The sequence below is a fragment of the Microvirga calopogonii genome (genome assembly GCF_003347665.1).
Lineage (GTDB): Bacteria > Pseudomonadota > Alphaproteobacteria > Rhizobiales > Beijerinckiaceae > Microvirga > Microvirga calopogonii.
Window position 1 is genome coordinate 1 of sequence record NZ_QDGA01000126.1, and the last position, 12,712, is coordinate 12,712.

Below are 12,712 nucleotides of genomic sequence, written 5' to 3' on the forward strand. Positions count from 1 at the left end.
GTGTCTGGCATGATTCCCTGATGGCAGGGGCGCAATTGCAGGAGACCACCATGGCCGGGCTCCCGATCCGTCTGGACTCCTCGCCGTCCGATCTGCGCACACGGGCTGCGCGTGAGCGGGATCCCAGGGCTGTCCTGCGGTTGCTGGCGATCGCCAATGCGCTCGAGGGCATGACCCGAACTGAGGCTGCCCGGCTGGCCGGCATGGAGCGGCAGGCCCTGCACGATGCCATCCAGCGCTTCAATGCTGAGGGACCTGACGCTCTGCAGGACCGGCCCCGTTCCGGTCGCCCGGAGCAGCTCAGTCCCGGTCAGCAGGCCGCCCTCAGGGCTCACATCCTGCACGGGCCGGAGCCCGAGCGCGATGGGGTCAGCGCCTGGCGGCTGGTTGACCTGTGCGAGCATGTCGAGCGGACGTACCGCGTGCGCTACAGCCAATGGGGGCTCTCGTGCCGGCTCAAGCGGCTGAACCTGTCGCGGCAGAAGACCCGGCCCTCGCAGCCCAAGGGCAATCCGGCCGCACAGCCGGCGTTCAAAAAAGGAACTCCCGTCCAAGCTGCAGGCCATCGCGGCACAGCATCCTGACGCGCGTCTTCAACTCTGGTGCCAGGACGAAGCGCGCTTTGGTCAGAAGGGACGAACCACCCGCGTCTGGTATGAGCGCGGTGTGCGTCCGCCCGGGGTGGTCGATCAGCGCTTCGAGAGCCTATCCCTGTTTGCCGCCTGCCGGCCCGGCACAGATGAGACCTTCGCGTTGGCGCTGCCGCGGGTGAGTACCGATGCCATGACGATCTTTCTCGAGCACTTCGCGCGTCAGCTTGCGCCGGGCGTGCACGCGGTGCTCGTGCTCGATCAGGCCGGCTGGCACGACGCACGGGCCCTGCACGTGCCGGACACCGTCACCCTTTTACCCTTGCCACCCGCCTCACCGCAGCTGAACCCGGTGGAGCGGGTCTGGCTGTACCTGCGCGAGCGCTATCGCTCGCATCGCGTGCTCGACGACTATGACGCGGTGTTGGACGCGGTCTGCCGCGCCTGGAACCGTCTCCTCGACGAGACAGGCCGTCTCACAACATTGACGGCCTATCCCTATCTCACCGCATCAGGAATTCCCTGAGCGGGTATAACATGTAACCGTACCTTTAAGAGGCACAAAGCAGTCACGATGCCCCGCGCTGGCGGGGCATTTCATTGCCGTATGTTCTCATTGAAAAGATTTTGTCGGCTGGCTCGGCTGGTCGAAAAGTTCGGGGCTGACATCCAGCTATGCGACCTGATCAACAGGATCGCCTTCGACTGTCCGAGAAAGTACCTTCCGTGGGAGCGACCCCAAACAAGTATGATCCAAGATGCAGGGCTCGGTTCACCGACCTAGAAGGGTCCAGGCGCGCTCCCCCGGACCTCCCGCCGATGATGCGGAAGCTTACGGTGATTATGGGAGAGACGAGCTAAGTGCTGGAAGTCCGATTTTCTGGACCTGATGCTCCCGATATGCTTTGGGCGCTCGCATTCCCAATACACTCCGAATCTAAAAGGCTTCGTGGCATACGGGGCTGGCTGGAACTCAGTAGCTGGATCAGGGGTGGACGTGGAACCCTCACCCTTGGACACACGAAGCTAGGCCCAATCTAGCCTTGGGTGTCTACAAGACGGATGTTCCCACGATGGCTCGATCCAACCATCCGCTTTGAGAGAAACGGCGGTACATGCACAGCACTCATCGGTTTCGCGTAGAGGTATCCTTGGGCATTGTGGCAGCCCAGTTCACGCAGACGTTGCGCCTGACCTTCGGTCTCCACACCCTCCGCCGTGACCTGAAGGTTTAAACCCCTCCCAAGACCGACAACCGCAGCGACAATGGCCTTATCTCCAGCATCCTGCTCCAGGTTCGTGACGAAGCTCCGATCAATTTTCACATGATCGACTGGGAACAGCTTGAGATGCGTCAGTGACGCATAGCCCGTCCCAAAGTCATCAAGAGCAATGAGAACACCTTGCTGATGAAGCTGCCCCAAGATTGCGGCTGCCACGTCAGAGCGCCTGCCAAGCAGCACAGTCTCAGTGACTTCAACCTCGAAATTCTTGATCGGGATGTCCTTCTCAGCGAGGAGACCCAAAATGTAATCGGCGAGATCAGGCTGGCTGAACTCAGCCGCCGATAAATTGACGGCAACCCGTCCAGGATCGAGCCCCGCATCGAGCCATACGCGTATATCTGTGGCTACTCTCGACATAAGGTGACGCCCCACTTCCATGGCGGGTTCAGCCTCGTCGAAGATTGCGCCGAACGATGCAGGTGTCAGAATGCCTTTGCTCGGGTGCTGCCACCGCGCAAGAGCCTCGAAGCCGATAAGCCTGCCCGTCGAAAGGCACACCTTCGGCTGGTAAAAAGGAACAATCTGCCCTTTGGACAGCGCTTCACGCACATCGTGCCCAAGAGAAAGCCGCTGCTCGACCGCCGCCCGCAGTTCGGGGGTATAGACCACAGCGCAATTGCGCCCCTGAGCCTTGGCGCGGTAGAGGGCGATATCGGCATCCTTCAACAAATCTTTGGCGTTGGAGCCATGATCCGGGAAAGCAGCGATGCCGATGCTCGCCTTACTGGCAAAAGTTCGGCCCACGTAAACGAAGGGCTCGCGGAGCTTCTCGATGATCTCCTGAGCCCGCTCGGATGCACGCTCCAAAGTTAGGGGCTGCGCGAACACAATCGCAAACTCGTCTCCGCCGAACCGAGCGACTGTATCACGGGCCCTGACCGTGCTCCGGAGGCACGCGGCTGTCCTCTTGAGCAGCGCGTCGCCCGCATCATGACCAAGAGCGTCATTCACGTCCTTGAAGTGATCCAAGTCGATGAGCAACAAACTGACGCGACTGCCGTTCTCTGCGGCCTCAGTGAGAGCTTGGTCGAGCCTCTGCTGAAAGAGAGCGCGGTTCGCCAAGCCTGTGAGAGCATCGTGGTTGGCGACCCGCCAAAGCTCCGCCTCAGCCATTTTCCGGTCGGTGATGTCAAAGGTTACTCCTATGATCCGATCAGGGCCTGCCTGCTCTGCACGCGATCCCAGCCAGATCGTCTTGCCGTCCGGGAGCAGATAACGGAACTCCATCGTCTCGACGCCGCCAGCGCTGATCCGGTTAACGAACTGGTTGCGCAGGGAGTGGTCGTCAGGATGGACCCTTTCAAGGAACTCTGAGAGCGGACCCGATCCAACGCCAAGCAGGGTTTGTGCATGCGGGGAGCGTGTGACAAAGTCCGTTGCAAGGTTCTGCTCCCAGGCGAACATTCTCCCCGCATACAAGGCGAGTCCCAGCCGCTCTTCACTGCTGCGAAGAGCATCTTCCGCCTGCTTGTGTTGGGTCACATCTTGGATAGTCCCAATCCTGCGGAGAGGTTGTCCCTTATCGCCAGTGAGCGTTCGACCGCTGATCGTGACCCATCTCTCTTCGCCGTTGTCCACGCGGAGGATGCGGTAGGTGTCACCATAGCCCCGTTCGCTGGTTGACGAGGCACCATAGTCCCGTTGCCCCACGCGGGCACGATCATCCGGATGGACGCAGTTCATGAAGGTATCAGGCTTGATCAGAGCGTCAGGAGCAACCCCCACGATGGCTCTCGTTTCAGGGGTCCACTCACGCTCACCCGTGACGAGATTAACGTCCCAGATACCGAGCCCTGTGGTCTCAATTGCCAGCCGCAGCCGCTGCTCACTGGCTTGCAGCTTCTCCTCCGCCAGCTTGCGGTCGTGAATGTCCGAAATCCCGCCGACCCATTCTAGGATCACGCCCTCAGAGTTCTGGCGCGGAACGGCACTGGCAAGCACCCAGCGGTATTCACCATTGGTGTGCCGAACGCGAAACTCGCCCTGGTAAAAGACCGCTGACGACAGGGCCTGTTGCCACAGGGAGATGACACGGCCCTGATCATCAGGGTGGACCACGTTGAGCCATCCGAGATCGGCATACTCGCTCTCGGTCTGTCCACAGAGCTTGGTCCAGCCGTGACTGCGCGTGATCATGCCGCTCGGTGCGGCAAACCAGACAACCACGGCGCTGGCCTCAAGCAGCGCACGATAGCGCTCCTCGCTCTCGCGCAGGGCTAGGGCCTCACGCGTTGCCAGAGCGGCGAAGCGACGGTCGAACAGCGCCGCAATCAAGGCCAGGAACAAGATCGAAAAGGTTGTTGCCGCGACAGCAACGGCCAAGCTGGTCTGGCTGAGGCTTGAAGGCCCGTGCCCCTTGTCCACGGGTGAGTGTGCCGTAAGGATTGCCCCTTGCATGGCCGCGTAGTGCATTCCGGCGATGGCGAGCCCCATAACAGGAGCAGCCAAGAGCCGTAGCGCAAGACCCACGTTCCGAAAGGCCAGCCAGAGCGCAGTCGTGGATGCCCCAATGGCAATCAGGACCGATACGGCAATCCACAGCGTCTCATGGCTGAGATCAGCCGCCATGCGCATCGCCGCGATGCCGGTGTAGTGCATTCCGACGATTCCCGCCCCCATTGCGAGGCCACTGCGGATCAAGGCTGGGAGACCGCTGTCGGTCCACGTCACAAGGTAAAAACCGAAGCCCGTAGCGAGGATGGGCAGGACAAGGGACACGGCTGTGAGGCCGAGGTCGTAATCGACATTCATACCAGGAAGGCTGACGGCGAGCATGGCAACGAAATGCATGGCCCACACACCGCCGCCCATGGCGAGAGCGGCTGTGACCAGCCAAGCATGTTTGGCCCAAGCGCGTGAGGCGTGAACACGACCGGCTAGGTCAAGGGCGGTGTAGGATGCTACCGTTGCGATGAGGACAGAGAGGCCGACCAGCGTACCATCGTGGGTTCCAACGTGCGTCATTCTTGTTCCGGCTTGGGGAGCAGTACCAATACTGGACAGAGGCAATCATGGTGGCAAGCGGCGACCAGACTTTGCCTTAATAGTACCCGCCTGAGACCTGCTCTGCGGCATCTTAGTAACGGTGGATATTGAGATTGCCCGACATTGGAAGCCAATCTGCCATGCACCCGTGGGTTCTCAGCGAGGAACGCGGCGGCTCATTGTCCTGTCAAGTCTTTATCTCTGGTTCGATCCCTCTAGCTTGAGGGTTCACGATTACCTTATACAGGACCGAATGGATGGACGAATGGTTGCCGATGGAGACCGCGCCAAGGAACGAAGATGATGTCCTTCTCTGGGTGGGGCGCGTCGAGATCGGTTACTTCAGCAGTGTCTCAGGTCGGTGGCTGTCTCGGGATGAGCGCCATATCAACGAGCGCCCAAAGCGTCTGGAACCCACGTATTGGATGCCACTTCCCACAGCGCCGACCCTGAACGTAGAGGCTGCTTGAGGTCGCAATCCTCACAACAGACTGGCTCCTTTGTTTCGGGAGCCGCGAAAAGCTTTGCAGACACACTATGCCATGCACTTCCCGCATGACACCAGCAACGAAAACGGGCAGCCATGCTGCCCATTTGTGCTTGCCCAATGTTCAGACATGAACTATATTTTGCATTGCAGCACGGCGATTGGCGTTGCCGTCCTGCTCGCCCTTCTTGGGCGTTTCCTCCCTAAACTTCGGGCCGCTGGTGACAGTGGCCTTTTTTCTTAGGTGGCTTGTTCTAGCCAAAGCCACACATGATCTGCAAGTAGACTTCCGGCTTACGCCAGTGACCTCTGTTTGCTGCTCTGTTGCAAAATCATAGAACTTTTGGTGTGTCTGTCAGGAAACCGACAATCGGCATTGGATCGAAAATCAGCGATCCCAACTCTGCACCTCGACTGCCCAACTCATCGGGCCTACCACGATTGGCAGTGCGTCCTGCTCACGACGGTTGATCCCATAGGTTCGGCTTTGTGAACGGCATCGCCCCTGGCGAGTTTAACCCTCCACAGGGTCGGAGGGCTGTACCCATGGCCGTGAAGTACGTTTTGATCTTCATCCTCAGCAGCGCAAACCCGACTGAACAACATGTCGCTCAGGCTTGGGAGAAGCTGTTTCCAAGCTATGATGACTGCCTGAGACAGGCGTCTAATCTCGACATGCCGAATGCGGTTTTGAAAGATTGCAAGACTGTTGAGGTTCCAGGTGAGGGACCACCGAAGGAGGACGTTGTGCTCACGCCGGAAGCGAGCGTGCTTGAGGAACCCGCTCAAGTCGATGCGCTCGCACAGCCGCCGCACAAGGAGTAGCCAAGTCGAACCCCCGATTTCGGGCAATGTTCTTGCGCACGATTATCCAAGGTGGGGCGAAGGAGCATAGTGAAACCAATCTCCTGCCGTGCGTCTCAATATCGGGCACTACTCACGAGCCAGCGGAGAAAGCCTTTTGGCTTTATCCTTGAATGGTGGCGAGCGTCCCTTTCATTGGGCAGTGAGGATCGCGGCTGCCAAGATGCTTTGCGCATCCGGTGCTCACCTTGTGGCGTGTCCGCGCATCATCGGTTCGCCCGAGCAAGGCTGCGGTTGTACTCCGGACCAACAAGCACCGATAACGTGCAAACGAAGAATTGTGCCCACAATCCACAGACAACGAAGATTATGGTTAATGACTGCCTAACTGCCTCTTTCCTAGCCGAATCGCTGCTTTCAATTGGGTGAGGCAGTAGGTTGGGAGGCGGCGATGGGAACCGAGATTGGCCTCAGCAAGCGGCATCAAAATGTCCCCGACGTGGAGCTATTGCGCCGGATCGCGCAGGACATGCGCTCCCTCTATGCCGATGTGATCAAGCAGCCATTGCCTCTCGATATTGCGGTCGCCCTATCGCGCATCGACCGGGAGCAGAGCCGTGCTGTGGGTCAGGCGCAGCGGTTCGGGACCTGAAGCTTCAGGTTACCGCCGAGTCATACGGTTGCCAGAAGAGCGATGGCAAGGACAACGGACCCGACGAGGACCGCAACGCCGGTCCAAGCGACTCCTCGCGGGCGGCTGTGAAAGCTGACGGCCTGAGGAACTGCCATCCCTTGCTTCCTATGAATAAGGAATACGATGACTTCCTGACAATTTAATCCACTTGCCGAGCGAGGTATCCGGCGCAAAGGGAGTATAGCCGAAGAGGCAGAATGGACCTGAACGGTCTCGTTCTCATGCCAAATTACAGTAGCAGGAAGCGCTTAGTCAGGTCGGATGTCCTTCCGTATCATCGAACTCGGGCGACTGCTCTACGGGGATTTGCTGATCCGGCACCTTCGCACTCTCGGTTGGATCGTGTTCCCTATTCTGGTGGGCTGGGTTGCCGGTCCCGTCTTCATTCGGGCCGCTGCGTCGGCTGCTGTTGACGCTTAGGTTCTCTAATCCCGTATCGCGGTTAGAGCGCTTTTCACCTGTCATGATCACCTCCAGGTCACATCCATCAGGTGAACGGCGTTCATGGGGCATAGTTGCCGAAGCTACCCCGTCACCGCATGTCTGATCCGAGCAACCGCATCTATCGGGTCGAGGCCATCGGTGTACCAATCCAAGATCGCCAAATAGAGGCTATTTCGCAGAAGTGGGTGATGCTCGGAGGGAACGTGCTCTTCGACAGCCTCCAGGTATCGCGAGAAGGGCTTTAGCATTGGCCCAGCCTCCCTTGATGGTCATTGCTTCAGGACGACGCTCTTCCAGGTAGAGCATCAATGGAGCAGGATTTTGCCTTCTATCCTCCACAGAAGCTCTAAACATGGTTTAGTGTTACGGGAGGATATGTTGCTGACGCCTTGCCCCATTGCGTTCGGAAGGAAAGGTGGCTGTGGCGAGCCGCTTATGCCTTTCGGCCAAACAAACTGGCGATCAGGCTACCAAGTGCGGGGGCAGACTGATGCTCGATTTCAACCTGAGTTGGTTCGGCACCGGTCTCGGCTTCGGGTATTTGTTCGACCGCAGCCCCTGAGTTGGCCTGCGCGTCAACCAGAGGTGGCTCGGAGGCGTCTTGCTTCAGTTCGTCCCGTGGGTCCGTCAAAGTTAGATCGGGCGTAGGCTCTTGCTCCCTGACGGGAGCGGCGGACAGGACCTCGATTCGTCCTGGAAAGTCGTTCCAGCACTCATAGCGGACATAGTCCGGGAAACCGCGCCTGATGGGATGCTCGCGGTCGAGAAGAACCTCGTGCATGACCTCGACCACAAAAAAGCGCCCTTCCTGCGTCGTCACGTCGATCCGCCTGACCACCCCCTCGGAGAAGCTCTTCCATGAACCGGGAGGATGGAAATGGACGCGAACCTGATCGCCAACCACAATCTTCATCGACAATGTCTCAGACATTCAGAGCAGATACTCCTGTTCTTGGCAGGCGTTGCGACACCCACATGGCAGCCTGGGTGCGATTAGACACCCCGATCTTGCGCATGATCGCCTTCACATGCGCCTTGACGGTCGCTTCGGCGATTTCCAGTTTGTGGCCGATGACCTTGTTGGTTGCCCCATGCCTCAGATAGTTCAGTACCTGCACCTCTTTCACCGAGAGCTTGCCAGGATTTAGATCAGGCAGCTTCGGCTCTGCCGTGTTGTTCTGGAGCGAGTGGTCACGAGCCTGTGGCGTCCTTCCCATGATCGAGCGCAGGACTTGAAAGGGCAAAACCCTCTCGCCGAGCATGACCAGTTCAAGGGATTTGATCAGAACGCCAGGGCCACTTGCCGCCCAACAGAAGCCGTTGACGCCAGCCTCATGGCCCAGCCCTATGAAGTCGAGGTCGTATTCATCCACCAGAATAACGATCCGCACTTCTGGAGCTTGATCTCGCACCTGCCTGACGATCTCAAGGACCCGACCAACATTCTGGCGGGCCTCAATCAGAACCAGCGCAACGTCCGGAAGGAGTCCTTGGAACCGTCCTGGACCTGCGACAGAAGCGGCCTCGGCAATGACGAATGGGCTTCCCGACAGAATCTGTTGAAGCCCTGAGCGCAGCAGGGAGTTGTCACAGATCAAAGCCGTTGAAATCGGTGGTGAGGTCAGACTACTGGACGAGTATTCGGGCTGATATGAGCGGTTGTGAGTGGGCGTTAGTATCTGCGCAGGCATCCGTACTCCACATAGGTTTTCCAGTTAGCAGTTCGTCCCTTCGAAGGTCCGGAGGCCGCGAGGATTCATCATCGGTCCTGAGATGATCAAGGGTTGCAATTCGTGGGTTCCTTGGCTTCGCTCGCGAGGACAGAGGGAGCCGATCAGCCCGCGCGCCGGATGCGCTCTTGCAGAATAGCAAGTTGCTGAAGGTAAGGCTCGCGCCGCAGGCGATGGTGCTGCTTGAGCTTCTCCAGCAGGCGTATCTTGAGGTTCACGTTCATCGTGCGGCAATTAATGTGGTCGCATTCGCGCTCGTACTCAAAGTCGATGTCGGCCAGAGTGCCCAGGAGCGACTGGAGCAAAGGTTGAAGATCAGAAGAGTATATTCTTGGCAGCGCGGTCTGCTGGGAAAATTGTAACGAATGAAGTTTGTTATTGGCCATGGATGCCCCTGTGTTGGCGCTTCATTGCAGAAGATAATGCTTGGGGCGATCATGATTCGTCTGTCGTGAATCCAACATAACGGTCAATTTTACCAACATAAGTTATCGATTGCGGACATCGTCTGGGATTATTACTGCCATGGTTAAGCCTAAATTCCCTCCGTGCAGCCTGCATACTGTGCAGTGTCGAAGTGTGAGGCCGAAGGCCCTCATAGCTGCGATTGGATTGGGCCATGACACTCACAGACCGCCCTGCTTCCGGACAGGCTGATGCCGGGGGAGGTGGAGCATGCCTGATCCGGTGGCGCTGCTTGGCATGTCAATGGTTTTGGCTATGGGATCAACCATGCCCGACGCCCCCTGCAAAGACCTTACAGGAGTTGCGCCAGCGCATAATCACTGAGGGGGTGCCGAAGCTCTCTACAGAAGCCTTGCGCTCCCTTGGTCTCTCTCGCATACCGTCTGGCTTGTCTAGTGCAGCTTCCTCAGAGCCGCGCTACCTCGACGATTGCCGCAACACACTGAATTCAGAATGCGTGATTTGACCGAAAAGCAATTTATTGCCGCCATGGCAAGGAACGGGTTCATCAAGGATGAGAGACTCCTCAACGGCTTCCGTCATCCTGACTTGCGACAACCTATTCTCATGACCCTGCTCATTCAGGCCAATGGCTACCGGGGAGCCCTGAAATCCGCTTTGGAGAATCTGAAGAAGGCACAGATCGGGACGACTGAAGCCGCGACTGACTGAGGTTCGAGGTCCGATAGCGCCGGTATTGCTAGGACACGTCAGGAATTGTTGCAGCCCGTGTTGGCTTGGTTCCATTAAGGAGCAAGTTCAGTCAGTTCGACGGGCTCCCACGGATGGATTGTCGAGATGGCATGCTTGAAGACGATCTGCGTGCCGGTGCCACGAACAAGCTGCACCGTGAAGTTGTCGAAGCGTTTGATCCGGCCCACGAGCTTGATCCCATTCACGAGAAACATCGTCACCTCGATGTTGTTGTCGCGGAGATGCTTCAGGAAGGTATCTTGCAGAGCGGGAGTGCTGGGTGCGGCCAATGTCCGTTCCTTTGAGAGCGCATCCAACAGGATGCCGCTCGATCACCCAGGCATATCAGGATCATGTCAGTCGGGCCATTGGGCACATTCGAGTAGGTTCAACAAATCAATGGAGCCCTTACCCAGCGGGTGCTCACACTGTCCGAAGGCTTCATCGGCTCCGATGGAATGGGCTGGCTGACCGGCAACCGCAGGTGTATGTTAAAGCTGTCGCCAAGGTAGGACTGAGCCATGGCACACGGCGTTCACAGTCGCCTTCCTCTGTATTCGCAAGGCACGGCTTACGACCGGTCTGCGAGGCACCGGCTGAGGCGCTTGCGCCATCTGCATCCGCTGTCCCACCAGCGCCAGATTGCTCTTGTTCGCAGAACCCGCCGTGCCCGTCCAGCCGCGCGATCACTCAGCGTCGGTCCTGTTGACACGGCTCTGCGGGACCGGATGCTTGATCTGCTACCGAATCTCCGGGCGTTTGCTTTCTCGCTGACCAACGATCCCATCAGGGTTGATGATCTGGTGCAGGACACCTTCCTCCGAGCGTGGGCCAGCATCGACCACTTTGAGCGCGGCAGCAATCTTGGCGCGTGGCTGTTCACGATCCTGCGCCATGCCTTTTGCACCGACTATCGTAAGCGCAGGCGTGAGGTCGAGGACCCTGTCGGCGTCCATGCGGCTTGCCTCAAAGTACTCCCGGAGCAGGATGCGGCTCTGGCACACCTGCCCAGCAGACACCGCGAGGCTCTGCTGCTGGTGTGGAGGGCATGACCTACGACGAGGTGGCGCTACTCCAAGGTGTTGCTGTCGGCACCGTCAAGAGCCGAGTCAACCGCGCCCGTCAGCAGCTTGCAGGATTATTGCAGATGAAGAGCCGCCACGAAATCGGCCTCGATCACGTTATGCAGGCTGCGATGCAGGAGTCCAAGAGCCCGTTTTCGTAGGTGAGGAGCCCTGATCCAGCCACTGTCCTCTGACAAACGACCAGAAATGTTGAGACCATGGGATTAACCGTGGCGGTTGGCGTAGCGGCGCTTCCTGGTGAGGTTCTTCAGCCCATCGAGCACCTCGGCGGGTGCAAGGCTCACATGACTGCCTAATTGCTTACCAACCCAGCCATAGTCTCCAACAAAACCCCATCCTTGACGGGGTAAGGCGTTTCAGGAGGAATCATACTGCGTAAGGCAATGTCGCCCTATTTGGGTCAGTTCCTGCCGCTGACGAAAGAAAGGTGAGCCGAACGAAGGGACATAGCTTCCCGTTGTTATGACATGCGCCGCGTGGCGCGGATAAGACAATGGAGGAAAGCATGCTTGGTAAGCCTCTCACATTGGCTCTTCTCGGTACGATCCACGGCAGTCAGAGTCCGTCGCTGTGGCCGGTCACTTCGCGTTGGAGATGTTTGTGAATGCAACCGCCAGGACATGTTGGTTGGCTCGGTCCACGATCTCGAAATTCCGGTCGTGCCGAGCCTCGCCTCTTTAATCACCTTGAGCAACACGCTGGCTCGGTCGTTTGGGAGCCTTGCTCATGTTTGGATGAGACACTGGAGAGCAGGCTTTTTGATGACGGCGAGGACTGAGGCGATCTGAGTTAGCGTCCCAACCATGCTTGCCGTTGAGAACGAAGGTGACGTTTGCTTTCGGGCCTATTCATGCCGTCAGCAATCATATCGCTGCGCTTAAGAAGGGCGTATACTCCCGAACTTGGGAGGACATCAGAATGCAGCGAATCCGGTCCTATCTTTCTCAAGGCAACGAAGCGGTCTTTGCTACTGCTCTGGCATTGTTGTTCTGCGGAGCAGTGATCCTGGGATTCATGTAATGCTCTCCCAAGCCTTGATCGCGCTGCTCCTGATGGCTGCTGTCGTGGCGATCTACGTGCTCGCGGTCAGGTCTGGGTAGCGGGAAAGCTCTGATATCTTAGGATGCGGTGATTGCCCGCGCTGTCGCGGTGCGAGCCCCGGAGGTGCCCATGGCTTATGTCATGTTCCAGTACGACCGCCCGACCGACACGCCAAACTGGAACAATTACAACCGCCATGTTCGCGACTGGATCACCCAGCTTCTCCACATGTCTGGGGCTGTGTCCTTCATGGCCTATCGCACAGCGGACAAGGCCAGCCCCGACACCTTCACAATGCTGGAGTTCCGCACCCTGGAGGAGGCGCGGCAAGCCGCAGCATCTGAGCAAATGAAGATCATCCTGCAGGAACTGCGATCAGTCGGAGCCGCAGCAAGGGTCTTGCTGGTG

12 protein-coding genes and 2 pseudogenes are annotated in these 12,712 nt (G+C 58.2%); 7 read left to right on the forward strand and 7 right to left on the reverse strand.

From position 1 onward, the window contains the following. Both DDF70_RS32435 and DDF70_RS32440 read left to right on the forward strand, forming a co-directional pair. Positions 1–584: helix-turn-helix domain-containing protein (locus tag DDF70_RS32435; RefSeq protein WP_205772559.1), on the forward strand; the 584-nt coding region annotated here is incomplete at its 5' end. After that, positions 556–1,116: an IS630 family transposase gene (locus DDF70_RS32440; protein WP_245435743.1), complete on the forward strand. Its 561-nt coding sequence runs from the start codon at positions 556–558 to the stop codon at positions 1,114–1,116. The genes DDF70_RS32435 and DDF70_RS32440, both read left to right, overlap by 29 nt. 511 nt (positions 1,117–1,627) lie before the next feature. On the opposite strand, the gene DDF70_RS32445 is transcribed toward DDF70_RS32440, so the two are convergent. Further along, positions 1,628–4,309, reverse strand: a complete 2,682-nt coding sequence (locus tag DDF70_RS32445; RefSeq protein WP_245435741.1) for a sensor domain-containing protein — start codon at positions 4,307–4,309, stop codon at positions 1,628–1,630. A 69-nt stretch (positions 4,310–4,378) separates the two neighbouring features. Further along, positions 4,379–4,840 (reverse strand): annotated as a pseudogene (locus DDF70_RS39385) (MHYT domain-containing protein); the annotation flags it as partial. 1,054 nt (positions 4,841–5,894) lie between these two features. Here DDF70_RS39385 and DDF70_RS32455 point away from each other — a divergent pair. Together DDF70_RS32455 and DDF70_RS32460 are read left to right on the forward strand one after the other, a co-directional pair. Continuing rightward, entirely contained in the window at positions 5,895–6,173 is a 279-nt protein-coding gene (locus tag DDF70_RS32455; protein ID WP_114948739.1) for a hypothetical protein, read from the forward strand. A 430-nt stretch (positions 6,174–6,603) separates the two neighbouring features. Then, the gene (locus DDF70_RS32460; RefSeq protein ID WP_114948740.1) at positions 6,604–6,804 is read left to right on the forward strand and encodes a hypothetical protein; all 201 of its coding nucleotides are present in this window, start codon (positions 6,604–6,606) and stop codon (positions 6,802–6,804) included. 294 nt (positions 6,805–7,098) lie between these two features. On the opposite strand, the gene DDF70_RS37205 is transcribed toward DDF70_RS32460, so the two are convergent. From DDF70_RS37205 to DDF70_RS32475, 4 genes are all read right to left on the reverse strand, one after another. Then, entirely contained in the window at positions 7,099–7,311 is a 213-nt protein-coding gene (locus DDF70_RS37205; RefSeq protein WP_162820841.1) for a hypothetical protein, read from the reverse strand. A gap of 412 nt (positions 7,312–7,723) precedes the next feature. Then, positions 7,724–8,221 (reverse strand): hypothetical protein, encoded by a 498-nt coding sequence (locus DDF70_RS32465; RefSeq protein WP_162820842.1) that lies wholly within the window; start codon positions 8,219–8,221, stop codon positions 7,724–7,726. Then, positions 8,214–8,981 (reverse strand): LuxR C-terminal-related transcriptional regulator, encoded by a 768-nt coding sequence (locus DDF70_RS32470; RefSeq protein ID WP_114948742.1) that lies wholly within the window; start codon positions 8,979–8,981, stop codon positions 8,214–8,216. Before DDF70_RS32470 ends, DDF70_RS32465 begins: the two co-directional genes overlap by 8 nt. Positions 8,982–9,124: 143 nt before the next feature. Further along, positions 9,125–9,406 (reverse strand): hypothetical protein, encoded by a 282-nt coding sequence (locus tag DDF70_RS32475; RefSeq protein ID WP_114948743.1) that lies wholly within the window; start codon positions 9,404–9,406, stop codon positions 9,125–9,127. Between the two features lie 532 nt (positions 9,407–9,938). Here DDF70_RS32475 and DDF70_RS32480 point away from each other — a divergent pair. Continuing rightward, entirely contained in the window at positions 9,939–10,157 is a 219-nt protein-coding gene (locus tag DDF70_RS32480) for a hypothetical protein (RefSeq protein WP_114948744.1), read from the forward strand. 74 nt (positions 10,158–10,231) lie between these two features. On the opposite strand, the gene hfq is transcribed toward DDF70_RS32480, so the two are convergent. Continuing rightward, positions 10,232–10,468, reverse strand: a complete 237-nt coding sequence (gene hfq, locus DDF70_RS32485; protein ID WP_114948745.1) for an RNA chaperone Hfq — start codon at positions 10,466–10,468, stop codon at positions 10,232–10,234. Positions 10,469–10,906: 438 nt separating this feature from the next. On the opposite strand from hfq, the pseudogene DDF70_RS32490 reads away from it, so the two are divergent. Both DDF70_RS32490 and DDF70_RS32500 read left to right on the forward strand, forming a co-directional pair. Continuing rightward, a pseudogene (locus DDF70_RS32490) lies at positions 10,907–11,403 on the forward strand (sigma factor). A 1,030-nt stretch (positions 11,404–12,433) separates the two neighbouring features. Continuing rightward, positions 12,434–12,712 (forward strand): DUF1330 domain-containing protein (locus DDF70_RS32500; protein ID WP_114947988.1); only part of this gene is annotated, 279 nt, incomplete at its 3' end.

Coding starts and splice junctions, on each gene's coding strand:
- DDF70_RS32460 (WP_114948740.1), top strand. CDS start 6,604: ATGGGAACCGAGATTGGCCTCAGCAAGCGGCATCAAAATGTCCCCGAC.
- DDF70_RS32455 (WP_114948739.1), top strand. CDS start 5,895: ATGGCCGTGAAGTACGTTTTGATCTTCATCCTCAGCAGCGCAAACCCG.
- DDF70_RS32480 (WP_114948744.1), top strand. CDS start 9,939: ATGCGTGATTTGACCGAAAAGCAATTTATTGCCGCCATGGCAAGGAAC.
- DDF70_RS32465 (WP_162820842.1), bottom strand. CDS start 8,221: ATGTCTGAGACATTGTCGATGAAGATTGTGGTTGGCGATCAGGTTCGC.
- DDF70_RS37205 (WP_162820841.1), bottom strand. CDS start 7,311: ATGACAGGTGAAAAGCGCTCTAACCGCGATACGGGATTAGAGAACCTA.
- DDF70_RS32445 (WP_245435741.1), bottom strand. CDS start 4,309: ATGGGGCTCGCCATCGCCGGAATGCACTACGCGGCCATGCAAGGGGCA.
- DDF70_RS32470 (WP_114948742.1), bottom strand. CDS start 8,981: ATGCCTGCGCAGATACTAACGCCCACTCACAACCGCTCATATCAGCCC.
- DDF70_RS32475 (WP_114948743.1), bottom strand. CDS start 9,406: ATGGCCAATAACAAACTTCATTCGTTACAATTTTCCCAGCAGACCGCG.